This window comes from Flavobacteriales bacterium (assembly GCA_016779995.1).
Lineage (GTDB): Bacteria > Bacteroidota > Bacteroidia > Flavobacteriales > UBA7312 > UBA8444.
In genome coordinates, this window is record JADHMO010000010.1 from 41,711 (window position 1) to 57,840 (window position 16,130).

Genomic DNA, 16,130 nt, shown 5'->3' on the forward strand with positions numbered 1-16,130 from the left:
ACATGAACAAAATAGTATTAGTCGTTATAGCAAGTATATCTTCTTTAACAATACTCGCTAAAGAAAATGTAGGAACTTCGAGTTCTGATTCTCAGACAAGCTTGGCTAGGGTGGCAGCAGATTGTACACCTTCACAAGCTATGACGGATTTGAATATCAACAACGTTAGGACTACCATTATGGGTGGTGGTGATATGTGGTGGAACTTGAGTGATGCTAGATATGAAATTCCTAAAAATAGTAACAAACATTCCATGTTTGCTGGCGCTTTATGGATTGCTGGTATTGATGCTGGTGAGCAATTAAAGGCAGCAGCCATGACTTATCGACAGTCAGGAAATGACTTTTGGACTGGACCCCTTGATGAAAATGGTGATATCAGTGCAGAGACCTGTGAGAATTACGACAAACATTTTAGTATTACTCGTCAAGAAGTGGATGAATTCATTGCTTGGTTCAATGACAATTCTGCTTATCCTGATTATACAATACCTAATAGTATTGTCAATTGGCCTGGAAATGGTATCGATGGTGATTACCAGTTTTTAGCTCCTTACTATGATGCTAATGATGATGGTGAATACAACCCTAATGATGGAGATTATCCTAAATATGATATTGATGGTGACTTAGATTGTAATGAAGATGACCTTATTTATGGTGACCAAACTTTATATTGGGTATTCAATGATAAAGGAAATATACACTCCGAAACAAGTGCTGATCCTATTGGTTTAGAAATTCGTGCTCAAGCCTTTGCTTTTGCTACTAATGATGAAATCAATAACATGACATTCTACAACTATAAAATTATCAACAAAGCAACCATTCAATTAAACGATGCTTATTTTGGTCAGTGGGTTGACCCCGATTTAGGAAAGTATGATGATGATTATGTAGGTTGTGATGTAGCTCGTGGTTTTGGATATTGCTACAACGGTGACGATAACGATGAAGGAGCTACTGGTTATGGAACAACTCCTCCTGCTATTGGTGTGGATTTCTTCCAAGGTCCATTAGCAGATCCTGATGATGGTATTGATAACGATAGAGATAGTATCATTGATGAGCCAGGAGAGCAAGCAATTATGTCTCGCTTTGTATATTATAACAATGACTTTACAGTAACCGGTAACCCTGAAAATGGTCAGCACGTTTATAACTATTTATTAGGTAAATGGAAAGACGGATTGGATATTACTTATGGTGGTACAGGTCGTGGTGGTTCTACGCTTGCCAAATTTATGTTCCCGGGTGATACAGACCCTTATGGATGGGGTACAGACGGACTAATTACTTCAGACGACTGGGACGAGCCAGAAGGATGGACAGAAAAGAATTCTGGTAATGACCCTGCTGACAGACGTTTTGTACAATCTGCAGGACCTTTTACACTAGAGCCTGGTGCGGTTAATAGAATTACTACTGGTGTAGTTTGGGCAAGAGCTACAGCAGGTGATAACTTAGCGTCTGTTGAGTTAATTCGTTTAGCCGATGATAAAGCACAAGCCTTATTTGATAACTGTTTCCAAGTATTAAATGGTCCTGATGCTCCAGATGTTAGAGTTATTGAATTAGACCAAGAATTGGTATTAAACTTATCAAATGGCCCAACTTCTAATAACTTCTTAGAACAATACATAGAGTTTGACCCACTAATTATTTCACCTCCAGGTCAAGATTGGGATCCATATTTTAGATTCCAAGGCTATCAACTGTATCAGTTAGCTTCTGTTTCTGTTAGTGTGACGGATTTAGACAACCCTGATTTAGCTCGTCTTGTATATCAATGTGATTTAGAAGATACAGTTGAGAATTTGATTAATTACAATTTTGATGTTTCTATTGGGGCAAATGTACCATCTCTTGAAGTGGCAGCGTCCAATCAAGGCATTCAACATTCTGTTTCTATAACTGAGGATCAATTCGCCTTACAGAACAAAAAATTGGTTAATAATCAAGCGTATTACTTTATGTCTGTTGCCTACGGATATAATAAGTATAAAGATTACGACCCAACTAATCCAGATAAACTTGATGGTCAGCAAAAACCATACAAAGCAGGTCGTAAAAACATTAAGGTTTATACTGGTATTCCTCACAAACCGTTTACAACAGTCTATAATGCAGAAGTTGGTGACGGTGTAGAGATTAAGAAAATTTACGGTGCTGGTAACGGTGGCTTTGCACTTGCTCTTACTGAAGAAACAGAAAGCGAAATACTAACTTCAGCTAATCACGAATCTGAAGAACCTGTTTATCAAGCAAACTTAGGACCTGTTGATATTCAAGTGATAGATCCGAGACACCTTACTCAGTCTGAGTTTGCACTCAAGATGTATGGAGAGGTTTATAATGCTTCTTCTTCTGACCCAAGACACATTGTTTTAGACCAGAATGTAAGTAAATGGGAATTAGTGAATTTGAATACCAATGAGAGTTACGTTTCCGACGCAACTATTGGTGATGGTAATCAGCAGTTATTCAACGAATTTGGTTTTTCTATTGAAGTCAATCAAGAAAACCCTCCTGCTTGGGATTACGTATCCAATTCTGCTAATTACGATGAGAGCAACCGTTTAATTTCATCTTCTATAGAGTTTAGTGATGATTACAATCCTTGGTTAGGTGGCGTTAGAGATGTCGATGAGGAAGACGGAGAAACATCAGTCAATAACACCTACCTCTGGGGTAGAAACTGGATACGTGCTGGTTCATATTCGGCTGCTGCAAATACTGTATTTAACGATATTGACGGTGATCCTGATGGTGTATTCGAAGATGTTGTTAATGGTACTTGGGGACCTTACAGATTAGTCTCCCCATACATTGATGGTCCTGGTTATTCTATTAACACAAACTTCAGCGGAGATTATAGTTTCCCTCAATCACAATTAGGGAATAGAATGAGGAACCTACAAAGTGTCAAGGTTGTTATTACAAATGACAAGTCCAAGTGGTCAAGATGTGTAGTCTTAGAATCACAAGACAATCCAGCCTTTGCAAAAGGCGGTGTTGCTAAACTTGATCCACGTTCTGATGAGTCCGTTGATAAAGATGGTAACCCTGATGGTACAGGAACTGGTATGGGTTGGTTCCCAGGTTATGCTATTAACAAGGAGACGGGTGAGCGTTTAAATATTATGTTTGCTGAGGACTCTTGGCTGAGTTCCGATAACGGTGACGATATGTTATGGAACCCATCAACTCGAGTTCAAACTCAAATACCTACTTGGGCAAATGGAAGTTATTATTTAGGTGGTAAGCACTTTATCTATGTACATTCCTCAAAATACGATAGATGTGCACAAGCTATGATAGATTTAGAGTCAGCTACTTCTAAGTTAAGTTTCTTTAGAGAAATGATGTGGACATCTGTTCCATTATTAAAGGAAGGTTATGATTTATTATCCTCTGACGTAACTATTAATATTGATGTATCTAGAGAGTATAGAGAAATGGTTGAAGTAGATGACACAGAGTTTACAGAAAATATTTCTATCACGACTACACCTACTCCATTAAAAGAATTCTTAAATAACTACGATAGATTGTATGCCTATGAGATTACTTCAATTTCTGCGACTGACTCTGTTAAGGTTAATGATGATTGGAGACAAGCCAACAGTTTAGGTGATATGTATTACGTAGATAAAGTGAGTGGAGGAACTCAAAGCTCTCCAGTAAATATGACCGTTTCTTACAAGAAAGTTAATTATCCAAATTACCGTTTTTCTACAGAAGGGATAGCACCTACAGTAATGACTGAAGCAAGTCAAGTAGATTCGGTTATGGATTTAATTAATGTTGTACCTAACCCATACTATGCTTATTCTACTTATGAAGGTGTAGAAAATGGAGGTCAATTAGATACTAGAGTAAGAATTACTAACCTGCCGGATGAATGTGTTATTTCTATATACACCATCAACGGTTCGTTAATCAAACAACTGAATAAAGATAGTGAAGGTTCTGCATCAATCGATTGGGACTTAAAAAATCAAAAAGGTATTCCTATTGCTAGTGGAGCATATATTATAAATGTTAGTGTTCCTAGTATAGGTAAAGAAAGAAATTTAAAATGGTTCGGTGTGTTACGTCCAATTGACTTAGACACCTTTTAATATTTAATTGTAATTAGAAATGATACGATCATTAAAATACTTTGGGGTTTTGCTATTAGCTTGTGCTTTTACAACCAATCTATCAGCTGGAAACCCAGATCGAGTTGGTTCTGCAGGAGCTAGTCAATTATTGATTAACCCTTGGGCAAGGTCTTCTGGTTGGGGCGGTTCAAATATAGCTTCAGTGAGAGGTTTAGAGTCATTGTACGGCAACGTAGCTGGTCTAGCTTTTACGGATAAAACAGAGCTTATATTTTCTCGTTCTTCATGGATTGCTGATGTGCCAATTAATTCTTTTGGTTTCTCACAACGCATGAGTGAGTCATCGGTGTTAGCAGTAGCTATATCTTCTATTTCTTTAGCTGATATTATGATTACTACTGAATTGCTTCCTGATGGAGGTTTAGGTACTTATAGTATATCTGCCACAAACTTAAACGTTGGTTACTCCAAAGCCTTTTCTAACAGTATTTATGGTGGTTTCGTCATGAAAGCTATCATTGAAGGTACGTCGGATGTTACAGCAAGTGGTATAGCCTTAGATGCAGGTATTCAGTACATCACAGGAGAGAATGATCATATAAAATTTGGTATTGCACTAAAAAATGTTGGGCCGACTATGATTTTTGACGGTGATGGTATTTCCTTTAGAGGTCAAGCTCCAGATGGAGAATATACTATGACTTTAGAACAAAGAACTAATGCTTTTGAATTACCTTCCTTGTTGAACATAGGACTAGCGTATGACGTTCCGGTTTTGCCAGATAACCACCGTTTAACAACAGCAGGTACGTTTACTTCAAATTCATTTCAGAATGACCAATTCCGTTTTGGACTGGAGTATTCTTTCAAAGAGTTAGTATCTGTTAGAGGAGGTTATGTATATGAAGATGGTTTGTCCGAAGGTAGTACCGATTTGACAGGTTTATCGGCTGGTTTTACAGTTGAATTACCTTTAAGTGGTGAAACAACATTTGGTGTAGATTATTCCTTACGTGCCGCCGATCATTTTGGATTGTTGAATACCATAGGTGTTCGTATAGATCTATAAATAAAAATAAATTTTGTAATTTAGTAGGGAGAGAAGGCTTTTCTAGTCTTCTCTTTTGAATTTTTTAATACATTGAAAAATGTCTGAAATTGTATATTATACTGAAGAAGGATTGGAAAAACTCAGGAAAGAGTTAGAACATCTGAAAACAACAGAACGACGTAATGTAGCTCGACAAATTTCGGAAGCACGAGACAAAGGTGACCTTTCTGAAAATGCTGAGTACGATGCCGCTAAGGAAGCCCAAGGACTTTTGGAGGCCAAGATTGCTAAAATGGAATCGGAATTCTCTAAAGCTAGAATATTAGATGAATCACAAATTGATGTTTCTAAGGTTTTGATTATGTCTAAGGTAACTATCAAAAATGTCCAAAATGGTGCAACTATGTCTTACGAATTGGTTCCTGAAAGTGAAGCTGACCTCAAATCCAAGAAAATTTCTGTAAGCTCACCTATAGCCAAAGGCTTGTTAGGTAAAGAAGTAGGGGATATTGCTGAAATTCAAGTTCCAAACGGTTTGATGAAATTCGAAATTGTTGATATCAGTCGTTAATGCCATCTATCTTCACCAAAATAGTAAATGGAGAAATTCCTTGTTATAAAGTAGCTGAGAATGATGAGTTTTTGGCATTTCTCGATATTTTCCCATTAGCAAAAGGGCATACATTAGTTATCCCTAAGCGTGAAACGGATTACATTTTTGATATAGAAAGTGACGAATACGCTCGTTTGTGGCAGTTTGCCCAAAAAGTAGCTAAATCACAAAAGAAAGTTATTACTTGTGAGCGTATTGGTGTAGCTGTAATTGGATTAGAAGTCCCTCATGCACACATACACCTTATTCCAATTAATGGGGTTCAAGACATCAATTTTTCTAAACCTAAATTATCTCTTGCTAAAGAAGAAATGCAAGAGATTGCTGATTCTATTGCCGAAGTATTTTAGCCTAATCTATCAGGGTTATCTTTGAGGAAGGAGCTCCAGCCAGAATACGATTTATCGCCACTAATTTTTCCATTTTGAAAATAATGACAAACGGCGGCCGCCAAGCCATCTGAAGCATCCAAATGCTTAGGCATTTCATCAATTTTTAATAGACTTTTTAGCATAGCTGCAACTTGTTCTTTAGAGGCTGTTCCTTGACCAGTAATAGACATTTTTATTTTTTTAGGAGCATATTCAAAAATGGGGATATCCCTGTACAATCCAGCAGCCATAGCGACACCTTGGGCTCTTCCTAGTTTTAGCATAGATTGTACATTTTTGCCAAAGAAAGGTGCTTCTAATGCCATTTCATCGGCTTTATATTCATCTATCAATGCTAATGTTCGCTCAAAAATACGTTTTAGCTTATCGGCATGGCTATTCAATTTGGATAAATGTAAAACCCCCATTGTTATCAATTCCATTTTATTTCCCTTGACGTGTATGAGTCCATAACCCATAATAGTAGTTCCGGGGTCAATACCTAAAATAATTCGGTCTGTTTTACTTTTCAATTTCGTATTATTGTTGCCGATGCAAAGTAGTAAAAAAATAAGTGCTTTTATAAAGCTAAGTATAGTTTGCTTAGCCGTATGGTTTTTGTATCAAAAAGTCTTTTCTAATGAAAGTTATTCGGAAGTTAAAACTCAGTTTTTATCTATTCTAAGCGAGGGGAGTTACATTGAGCTAGTAGTAGTTTTTTTTCTAATGTTTGTCAATTGGTCAATAGATGCTATTAAGTGGCAATTTTTAGTATCTAAGTTGGAGAAAGTTTCTTTTTGGTTGGCTTTAAAAGCTGTTTTTTTAGGAATAACGGTATCCATTTTCACACCCAATAGGGTAGGTGAGTTTGGTGGTCGTGTATTTTGTTTGCAGCAGGCCGATAGAATAAAAGCCGTTTTGGTTACTATTTTTGGAAACATCACTCAATTAGTGACAACCATCATATTTGGAGTTTTAGCATTTCTTTTTTTTAGCTCACAATACACCTATTTATTATTTACAAAAAGTGATTACGGTATTTACATCTTGCTTGTATTATCTGTTGTGGTGCTTACGGTTATAATGTATTTATTGTACAATGTTTCGCAATTATCATCACTATTTTCTAAATGGAAGTTTTTAGAAAAATATAAATCTTACGCTCCAGTATTTTCTTTGTTTTCATTAAAAGATATTTCAAAGGTTTTGTTTTTGAGTATGCTTAGGTATGGTGTGTATTCTTTTCAATTCTATTTACTTATAAGGTTTGTCAATATTGAAATCAACCTTTTGCAGTCTTTGACAATGAGTGCCCTCACTTTTTTAAGTATGTCTATCATACCAACTATCGCTTTAACGGAACTTGGTGTTCGTGGTTCGGTAGCTATTTATTTCTTTGGTTTCTTGTCATCAAATGCCATAGGGATAATGACGGCGTCTTTTGCATTATGGATTATTAACTTGGTAGTACCTGCAATAATTGGCGTCTTCTTTGTCTATCAACTCAAATTTTTTAGAAAATGATGGAAGTGCTACTGATTTTCATTGTTTTGATTTACTCCTATCAAATTTATCTTTTTTATAAAGGTTGGCATAATCTAGAGCCTTTCGAAAGCGATGTCAGTACTAAGGTATCTGTTGTTATAGCTCTAAGAAATGAAGAAGAAAACATTCCTTTTTTGTTAGAAGACTTATCCAAACAAGACTATTCATCTGACTGTTTGGAGTTCATATTAGTTGACGATTTTTCTGACGACAATTCCTATGACATACTCAAGCAGTCCAATTTACCTTTAAAGGTATTGCGTTCCAAAGAAGAAGGCAAGAAAGCGGCTATCAGTAGTGGTGTAGCCGTAGCTCAATACGATATTATTTTGACAACCGATGCCGATTGCCGTTTGTCTTCTAATTGGGTGAAACAGATGATAGCACCCTTTAGCGATGATAGTATCCACTTAGTTTCTGGCCCTGTATCTTACACCAATTTAAATACAGTATTTGATAAGTTTCAAGCTATAGAATTTATGAGTTTGATTGGTTCAGGTGCTGGAGCAATTGGCGCAAACAAAGCCTTTATGTGCAATGGGGCTAACATGGCTTTTCGTAAATCCATTTTTGCAGATACTAAAGGACACATAGCCTCTGGTGATGATGTTTTTCTATTGCATCACGTAAAAAAATCTAGAGCTAAAATTGTCTTTGTTAAGGAGCAATCAGCTATAGTGTTTACAAGCCCCAAGGCAAGTCTAAAAGCCTTTTTCAACCAGAGAAAACGTTGGGCAGCCAAAAGCTCGTCTTATACAGATGCTACTGCCCAGTGGATAAGTGCTGTGGTTTTTCTAATCAATTTAGCACTGATATTGCTTTTGTTTTCGGCTAAATTTAATTTGTTTTTAGTTGTATTCTTCACTAAACTCATTGTTGACTATCTTTTTGTCAAGTCCTTGTCTCGATTTTTCTTTTATGAAAAATACTTATCTTACTATTGGTTTATGGCTTTTTTGTATCCTTTTTATATTGTTTGGGTAGCAGTCAGCTCACAGTTTAGTTCCTTTGAATGGAAAGAAAGAAAACACCAACGATGAATAGTTTATCTCAAATAGCTTGGTCTAAATTTAAAAAAGACCTTTTGGGAGTTACGGCTTTGTGTGCTATTATTTTAGCAGTTGTGGTAAGTATTTTTGGGTATCATATTTTTCCTGATTCTACACCTTATGCCAACCAAATGCACTTGGAACTTTCCAAGCAATCACCTGGCTTTGAAGTTGATATTATTTTATTAGCTAAAGATGATGTAGAGCAAATTGGTTTTTTTGAAAAAATGATTTTTGGTCAAGAAAATCCTTACAAGGAAATTCCTATTTCTGAATTTAAGGAAGTGAATGGTATATTGTACTATACTGCTTTTGGAACCAATTATGAACAAGTATTAGAGAGTGAGGATTATAGCCTAATAAAACGCAACTATATCCTTGGTACAGATTCTTTTGGTAGAGATTTGCTAAGTCGTATTTTATGTGGTACTCGAGTAAGTCTGTCGGTAGGTTTTATTGCAGTTTTAATCTCTTTAGTGATTGGCATAACCTTAGGAGCTATGGCGGCTTATTTTAGAGGCAAGGTAGATGCCGTTATAATGTGGTTAGTCAATGTTGTCTGGTCCATTCCTACTTTATTGATGGTTATAGCTATTTCTTTAGCCTTAGGCAAAGGCTTTTGGCAAGTCTTTGTAGCTGTCGGACTGACTATGTGGGTGGAGGTAGCTCGTATAGTTAGGGGTGAGGTCTTGAGTATCAGAGAGAAAGAATACGTAGAAGCGGCTCAATCCTTAGGCTTTGGACATTTTAGGATAATCTTTAAGCACATATTGCCCAATGTGATGGGCGCAGTAATTGTCATCTCGGCTGCTAATTTTGCTTCTGCTATACTCATAGAATCGGGACTCAGCTTTTTAGGTATTGGTGCACAGCCCCCTATGCCATCTTGGGGAACAATGATAAAAGACCATTATGCCTATATCGTAATGGGAAAATCATACTTAGCTATTTTTCCAGGTTTAGCTATTATGTATTTGGTGTTGTCTTTTGTTTTGGTGGGTAATGCCCTAAGAGATGCTCTTGATGTTCGTCATTAGAACAGTAAAAGACCAAGTACAAATATTAAGCCCCCAACCAATAATAAAAGTAAACTGTAAGGTAAAATATCTTTTGCTTTTAAGCCTGTAATCCCTAGCAATGGCAATGCCCAAAACGGTTGTAACATATTAGTGAGTTGGTCGCCATAAGCTAGTGCCATTACGGCTTTCCAATAGGGTACATTGAGCTGACTAGCGGCTTCAATAATAATGGGTCCTTGCACTCCCCACTGACCACCTCCGCTAGGAACAAAAACATTAACTATTCCTGCGCTTATAAAGGCAAAGATCGGGAAGGTGGTAGCGTTGGATATACTGACAAAGAAATCGGAAAATACACCAACTAAACCTGAACTATTCATAATGCTCATAATACCAAAATATAAAGGAAACTGTATGAGGATTCCACTCGCTCCACCAATAGCTTGATTAACACCTTTTAGAAAGTGATTAAAATTCTTGTGCAACAGTATGCCTAAGCCCAACAAAAACAGATTGATGAAGTTTGGAGTAATAAAAGAAAGGGACAGTTGATGTGGTAAAATTAGGGCTTTGTATAGGCAGTACAAGATTATAATACCTCCAAAGACATAGGCTAGAATGTTAGAATGGTCTAGGCGTTCAGCACCTTGTATTTCTTGATGTTCATCTTCAATAGGTACTGAGCTTAATTGGATGATTTTAGACTCGCTTTTTTTACCGAGCAGATACATTAGACACGGTAAGACTATCAGTAACACTAGACTAATGCTAATATTCATACTAGAAAAAATAGTTTCGGATTGAGAAATAACGCCCATCTTTTCTTCCAAAAAATGACCTTTCTCAGCAATTTTGATAGGTGCAGAACCAGATATACCACCATGCCAAACCATTAAGCCAGAATATCCAGCCGCACCAATAAGTGGATAGTTCAGTGGGATATTATTTTTAGTGGCATGTTCTCCTACTTTTCGAGCAAAGATAGCACCAAACACCAAGCCCAATCCCCAATTGAAAAAGCTAACTAATAAAGTCAGTAAAGTAACCCAAGCTGCAGCCTGAGCCGTATTACTACAAAATAGTGTGGCTTTATCTATCCAATGACTTATTGTTTTAGTAAGTGCTAAAACATGACCCAGCACGAGCATCAGCATCATTTGCACTGCAAAAACTAAAAGGGGAGAGTTCCACAATCCTTTTTCCCAATAATTGAGTAGTGATAAAGGTGTTTCTTGATTTGGACTTAGAAAATAGGCTAAAACAAAAGTGACTAAAGTAAGTACTACTGCTATTGTAAACGGTGCAGGTAGTAAAGCCTTAAATACACGGATTAGCCGAGCAGACATCTTTTAGAATGGTAGGTCGTCTTCTTCAGCGTCAGAAGCTTCTAATGGTGCTTGAGGCATAGCGACGTCTTCTACAACGGCCGCTGCTGCTCTGTTGATTCTCCAAGCATCGATATTGTGATAATATTTACCATTGTACTCTCTAGAAGAAAGATTGAAAGAAACTTCTATTTCAGTACCAGGCTGAATGCCATCTATCATAGCGATTTTATCCTCGCCAAAAAGACTGAAACATACTTCTGGATTGTATTGTGCGCCAGTATCAATAACAAAAGATTGTTTTTTCCATTCTTTTCCTGCTTTACTTGTGCCACTTTCTACATCTAATGCTTTGACTAATTTTCCTGTAATTGCTAAACTCATGTTCTATTTAATTTATCTATCAATAATGTTTTCCAAGCCTCACTTATGCGGCCTTTTTTTAATAATTCTTTAGCACGATAATGCAAAGCTTCTCTGGCTTCTTCATCTTTAGCACTAAAATTTAGTATTTCTTTTATAGTATAATTTTCTTCTTTATATTTTTCTACTTCTTCTAAACTTGGTATAGATTCCATATTACCCAACATACCTAAGTCGTTTCCTGTAAGAATATAGCTGTTTCTAATTCGAGATGGAATTTTATCAATACCAATTCCTAAGTTACGTATAGGCTTCTCTACTTCAAACAGTGCATCTTGTGATGAACGGCAATACCAATTGCCACCCATTCGACCTACTAAATCAATTTTATTAGGGTCAATAGCACCCATATCGTTTAGTATGTTATCGTTGATGTGCAACATCTTGATTTCACAAATGACCAAATTTCCAGCTCCTCCTTCTTGTCCTAATGAGATAACCTCATTAACGACACATTCCATTTGAACAGGTGATTCTTTCACTCTAAATGGCTTTACTAATTCAGAAGCAAGTGGTGTCAGACCAGATTTAATAAATTCGTTGACACCAGATTCATATTCTGTACTTGAAAGTGAAGTCTGTTGCACAATGTCATAAGACACTACATTGATAACGACTTCTTTATTATCTAACACATTTTCCAAAGTATGCTTAGTCGTGTTGTTGCGTACTCGTCGTGCTGGAGAAAAAATAGCAATAGGAGGGTTAGCACTAAACACATTGAAAAAACTAAAGGGGCTAAGGTTAGGATTACCATACTGATCCAGCGTACTTGCTAGTGCAATAGGGCGAGGACCAACTGCACCCAAAAGGTATTGGTGTAATTCGCCAACAGGAATATCTTTAGGTTGTATGTGTAACATAAAGGTTAAAAATGATTCTTAACAAAAGTAATATTTTGACTGTAAAATTAAGGCAGGATATAGAATAAATATTTTTTAAGTAAAATTGACTAAAAACTATATATTTGCAATCCATTTTGCTGCGGATGTGGTGGAATTGGTAGACACGCTAGACTTAGGATCTAGTGCCGCGAGGCGTGGGGGTTCGACTCCCTTCATCCGCACACTAAAGCAACTCCAACTGGAGTTGCTTTTTTTTTAGTCCCAGCTTTCCAAAGTTTTATTTTATGTAAATACTCTAAAAATAAGGTTGATTTTATTAGAAATTAACATATGTAATTTTGATTTAATATTAAAAAGTGTAGATTTGACACTTTACTAATTATTGTATTATGAAACCACTATATACTTTGTTGATTGTTTTGATGCCATTTGTTGGTTTATCTAAATCAGAATCTAACACTTTTTCTGAGCCAATTTCTGCATCTGTTGTTGTAAATGAGATTAATTCGCTAGACTACATAGATCCTTCTCTTAATAATCCAGAGCCAGAAGGCTTTAATGTCACATTTTCTGTAAATACTGCTAACATAATAGTAGGCCCTAACGGTATGTATATAGGCGGTGGTATGTTTGGTGACGCTATGGCATTACCATTATCTGATGATGATGGCGATGGCATTTGGACAGGCGTAACTTACATTAGCAATGGCGCAACTGGCAACTACACCTTGCTAAATAGCCCAAATAATGGCGGCGACTGGGGCGCTAAAGAAAATATAGCTGGTCTTCCTTGTGCTGATGCGGCTAACTGGAACGATAGAATTTTACCTGCTATCAATTCAGACACGACTTTATTACATTGTTTCGAAACTTGCGAGACCGATGGCACATGTCCAATTATTTCAGGTTGTACTGATGAATCAGCTATGAACTACAATCCAGCAGCTTCAGAAGATGATGGTAGTTGTGAGTTTTTAGTTGATGGAGAATCTCCTTACTGTGATACTCAAATCTATCACTTTATGAATCCTGTTGAAGTCGCATCTTCTATATTTATTTCTGTAGGTAACAACGGTGCAAACTCAATTATTATTCAAGTGGAATCTGCTGATGCTGATCCTGTAGATGATTTAGTCATCAATAGTGCAACTGGTGGATACACACTAGGAGTAATGAGTTCAAGTAATGGTGTATTAACTAACACCATGACATGGAATTCTGATGTCAGTTTAGTAGATATTAATATATTATGGAGTAAGCAATCTTTTGGAGGTAATTGGATGTGGTCTCAAAGTAACGTTGCAATAAATGTAAACGATACTTGCGATATTACTACTTCAACAGTTGTTTTAGGTTGTACTGACCCTGTTGCTTCTAACTATAATGCAGAAGCGACTACAGAAGATGGTAGTTGCGAGTATGAAGCTCAAGCTTCACCATATTGTGATACTCAAATTTATCACTTTGCGAATAATATTGAAGTAGCATCATCGGTATTTTTGTCTATTGGCAATAATGGTCCAAACTCAATTATTATCCAAGTTGAATCGGCCGATGCTGACCCTATAGATGATTTGATTATTTACAGTTCTACTGCTGGATATGCTCTTGGAGAATTATCTTCAAATAATGGCGTATTTAGTAATACAATGACATGGAATTCTGATGTCAATACCGTAGATATTAATGTGTTATGGAGTAAGCAGTCTTTTGGTGGAAATTGGCAGTTGAGTCAAAATAATATGACAATAAATGCAAACGATACTTGCGATATTTCTATTACTCCAAATATTTCAGGTTGTACCGATGCTACGGCGGTCAATTATAATCCGGAGGCTAACTTGGATGATGGTTCTTGCGAGTTTTGTATAGACCCTAACCTCATTGACCCCAATGCGTTTTGTTTTGAGATTTACGAGCCTGTTTGTGGGTGTAATAATGTGACTTATTCCAATTCTTGTTATGCTGAAAATAGTGGTGTTGTCAATTGGTTTGCTGGCGAATGTTCTTCTCTCAATGTATTTGGTTGTACAGATGAAACAGCCTCTAATTACAATCCTGACGCCATAATTGATGACGGTTCATGTGTTGCTTGTCAAGAACTTGCTACAATTAATTTTAGTGTTGATGCTAGTTACCTTATTTCTGCAGGCTATGATAATGTTTTAATCAATGGAAGTTGGGATGCTTTTGGCGACTCTAATCAGTATTGGGGAGCATGGGGTGTTACTCTTGCAGATGACAATATGGACGGTGTTTATACCGGTTCTTTAACCTTAGAGCCAGGCTTTTATGAATATGTGCATGCCTTAAGTGGCCCTGCAGATGGTTATTCTGGATGGGGAATTATTGGTTTTGCCCCTGATGATTGTGCTTTAGGAATAAACCCTGAAAATGGTGATGATGCGCCCAATTATTATTTTGACGCTCAATGTGGTCAAGTCATTGATTTGCCAACCATTTGTTTTGGTGAATGTTCAGAGTGTATTGGTGGTGGCTTAGGCTGTACCGATGAGGCTGCAGGTAATTATGACCCTTTTGCTACCATTGATGATGGCTCGTGTGTGCTTTGTGAAGAACCAGCAGTGATTAACTTCAATGTTGATGCAAGTGGTGTAGTTAGCGAGGATTATGATAATGTAATGATAAATGGTAGTTGGGATACTTTCGGAGATTCTAGTCAATATTGGGGCTCTTGGGGGGTAACACTTACTGACGATGATATGGACGGTATTTATTCGGGCTCATTAGAATTATCTGAGCCGGGATTATATGAATATGTACATGCTTTATCTGGAGCTGCTGACGCTTGGTCTGGTTGGGGACTAATCGGTTATGCTCCAGATGATTGTGCTTTAGGAACAAATCCTGAAACTGGCGATGATTCTCCTAATTTTTATTTTACTGCCGAATGTGGGCAAATAATTGATTTGCCTGTCGTTTGTTTTGGCGAATGTAACGATTGCTATACCACAATAACTTCGGGCTGTACTGACCCTTTAGCAGATAATTACAACCCAGGAGCTATCGAAGATGATGGCAGTTGTAACTATTGTGGTGAACTTCAAGTTTCTATCTTGAGCACTCAGGACGTCAGCTCTTATGGTGCTTCTGATGGAAATATTATTGCAACAGGAATTAATGGAACTAACAATTACGATATCAATGTATTTGATTTAAATGGTATTCAACAAAATCCATTTGCCTTGTCTGCTGGTGATTATATTGTAGCTGTAACGGACATGACATTAGACTGTACTGTTGAAGCTGAATTTTCAATTTATGTATTGATCATTGATATAGCTGGTTGTACCGATGAAAACGCTACAAATTACAATCCTGAGGCTGCTTTTGATGACGGTTCTTGCCAATATGCTGAAAACCCTTGTGACATTACGCCAACAGGCTTATTGGTCGATGATATCATTCATAATAGGGTAGTGTTCAATTGGTCTGAGCCTAATGCTGCACCATCACATTATATGATTCGTTACCGTGAAGTGGGGACTTCTTCGTGGACAGTAATGACGGCAGGACCTGTCAATACCAACCCCTTTAATGGAACGTCTAGAACACGTTACTTTATGGAGCCAGGGACTACTTACGAGTGGTCAATGAGAGCGAGAGTACTAAACGAAGATGGTTCTATAAACTGTCAGTCGCCTTGGTCGGCAAGTTCACAATACACCACACTAGATGCTTGTGCTAACTTAGAGAACTTATCGGCTTCTACGGAGGCTAATTGGGTGACTTTAAGTGCCGATGCGCCTGATGCATCTTGGG

General features: G+C 37.1%; 12 protein-coding genes and 1 tRNA gene. 9 read left to right on the forward strand and 4 right to left on the reverse strand.

Annotated features, from left to right (window positions below; all coding sequences use genetic code 11):
• The first annotated feature begins 2 nt into the window (after positions 1 to 2).
• The 4 genes from ISP71_06925 to ISP71_06940 all read left to right on the forward strand — a co-directional run bounded on the left by ISP71_06925 (position 3) and on the right by ISP71_06940 (position 6,120).
• Positions 3 to 4,124, forward strand: coding sequence for a hypothetical protein (locus tag ISP71_06925; GenBank protein MBL6663818.1), 4,122 nt, complete (start codon positions 3 to 5; stop codon positions 4,122 to 4,124).
• 19 nt (positions 4,125 to 4,143) lie between these two features.
• Positions 4,144 to 5,175 (forward strand): PorV/PorQ family protein, encoded by a 1,032-nt coding sequence (locus ISP71_06930; GenBank protein ID MBL6663819.1) that lies wholly within the window; start codon positions 4,144 to 4,146, stop codon positions 5,173 to 5,175.
• Between the two features lie 79 nt (positions 5,176 to 5,254).
• Positions 5,255 to 5,728, forward strand: a complete 474-nt coding sequence (gene greA / locus ISP71_06935; protein MBL6663820.1) for a transcription elongation factor GreA — start codon at positions 5,255 to 5,257, stop codon at positions 5,726 to 5,728.
• Positions 5,728 to 6,120 (forward strand): HIT domain-containing protein, encoded by a 393-nt coding sequence (locus ISP71_06940; protein ID MBL6663821.1) that lies wholly within the window; start codon positions 5,728 to 5,730, stop codon positions 6,118 to 6,120. Before greA ends, ISP71_06940 begins: the two co-directional genes overlap by 1 nt.
• On the opposite strand, the gene ruvC is transcribed toward ISP71_06940, so the two are convergent.
• Positions 6,117 to 6,620 (reverse strand): crossover junction endodeoxyribonuclease RuvC, encoded by a 504-nt coding sequence (gene ruvC / locus ISP71_06945; GenBank protein MBL6663822.1) that lies wholly within the window; start codon positions 6,618 to 6,620, stop codon positions 6,117 to 6,119. The genes ISP71_06940 and ruvC overlap by 4 nt on opposite strands.
• Positions 6,621 to 6,693: 73 nt before the next feature.
• Here ruvC and ISP71_06950 point away from each other — a divergent pair, with 73 nt between their 5' ends.
• The 3 genes from ISP71_06950 to ISP71_06960 are packed head-to-tail and all read left to right on the forward strand — an operon-like array spanning position 6,694 to position 9,772.
• Positions 6,694 to 7,665, forward strand: coding sequence for a flippase-like domain-containing protein (locus tag ISP71_06950; GenBank protein ID MBL6663823.1), 972 nt, complete (start codon positions 6,694 to 6,696; stop codon positions 7,663 to 7,665).
• Complete coding sequence (locus tag ISP71_06955; GenBank protein MBL6663824.1) at positions 7,662 to 8,726, forward strand: glycosyltransferase; 1,065 nt, start codon at positions 7,662 to 7,664, stop codon at positions 8,724 to 8,726. Before ISP71_06950 ends, ISP71_06955 begins: the two co-directional genes overlap by 4 nt.
• Positions 8,699 to 9,772 carry an ABC transporter permease gene (locus ISP71_06960; protein ID MBL6663825.1) on the forward strand — a complete coding sequence of 358 codons (1,074 nt, stop codon included), beginning with the start codon at positions 8,699 to 8,701 and terminating at the stop codon, positions 9,770 to 9,772. Before ISP71_06955 ends, ISP71_06960 begins: the two co-directional genes overlap by 28 nt.
• Here the strand turns inward: ISP71_06960 and ISP71_06965 are convergent.
• From ISP71_06965 to ISP71_06975, 3 genes are read right to left on the reverse strand one after another with little or no spacing between them, the layout of a single operon-like run.
• Positions 9,769 to 11,100: a short-chain fatty acid transporter gene (locus ISP71_06965; protein ID MBL6663826.1), complete on the reverse strand. Its 1,332-nt coding sequence runs from the start codon at positions 11,098 to 11,100 to the stop codon at positions 9,769 to 9,771. The genes ISP71_06960 and ISP71_06965 overlap by 4 nt on opposite strands.
• 3 nt (positions 11,101 to 11,103) lie before the next feature.
• A complete protein-coding gene (locus ISP71_06970) occupies positions 11,104 to 11,463 on the reverse strand; it encodes a DUF3127 domain-containing protein (GenBank protein ID MBL6663827.1) in 360 nt (119 codons plus the stop codon).
• Positions 11,460 to 12,365, reverse strand: coding sequence for a flavin reductase family protein (locus ISP71_06975; protein MBL6663828.1), 906 nt, complete (start codon positions 12,363 to 12,365; stop codon positions 11,460 to 11,462). Before ISP71_06975 ends, ISP71_06970 begins: the two co-directional genes overlap by 4 nt.
• Positions 12,366 to 12,486: 121 nt before the next feature.
• Here ISP71_06975 and ISP71_06980 point away from each other — a divergent pair.
• Positions 12,487 to 12,568: transfer RNA gene (locus ISP71_06980), tRNA-Leu, on the forward strand.
• Positions 12,569 to 12,736: 168 nt separating this feature from the next.
• Positions 12,737 to 16,130, forward strand: a 3,394-nt coding sequence (locus tag ISP71_06985) for a hypothetical protein (GenBank protein ID MBL6663829.1), incomplete at its 3' end; no start/stop codon positions are given.

Excerpts from the sequence above, each read along its gene's own strand:
- ISP71_06960 (MBL6663825.1), top strand. The coding sequence starts at position 8,699 with ATGGAAAGAAAGAAAACACCAACGATGAATAGTTTATCTCAAATAGCT.
- ISP71_06950 (MBL6663823.1), top strand. The coding sequence starts at position 6,694 with ATGCAAAGTAGTAAAAAAATAAGTGCTTTTATAAAGCTAAGTATAGTT.
- ISP71_06955 (MBL6663824.1), top strand. The coding sequence starts at position 7,662 with ATGATGGAAGTGCTACTGATTTTCATTGTTTTGATTTACTCCTATCAA.
- ISP71_06930 (MBL6663819.1), top strand. The coding sequence starts at position 4,144 with ATGATACGATCATTAAAATACTTTGGGGTTTTGCTATTAGCTTGTGCT.
- ISP71_06925 (MBL6663818.1), top strand. The coding sequence starts at position 3 with ATGAACAAAATAGTATTAGTCGTTATAGCAAGTATATCTTCTTTAACA.
- ISP71_06975 (MBL6663828.1), bottom strand. The coding sequence starts at position 12,365 with ATGTTACACATACAACCTAAAGATATTCCTGTTGGCGAATTACACCAA.
- ISP71_06970 (MBL6663827.1), bottom strand. The coding sequence starts at position 11,463 with ATGAGTTTAGCAATTACAGGAAAATTAGTCAAAGCATTAGATGTAGAA.
- ruvC (MBL6663822.1), bottom strand. The coding sequence starts at position 6,620 with ATGGGTTATGGACTCATACACGTCAAGGGAAATAAAATGGAATTGATA.
- ISP71_06940 (MBL6663821.1), top strand. The coding sequence starts at position 5,728 with ATGCCATCTATCTTCACCAAAATAGTAAATGGAGAAATTCCTTGTTAT.
- greA (MBL6663820.1), top strand. The coding sequence starts at position 5,255 with ATGTCTGAAATTGTATATTATACTGAAGAAGGATTGGAAAAACTCAGG.
- ISP71_06965 (MBL6663826.1), bottom strand. The coding sequence starts at position 11,100 with ATGTCTGCTCGGCTAATCCGTGTATTTAAGGCTTTACTACCTGCACCG.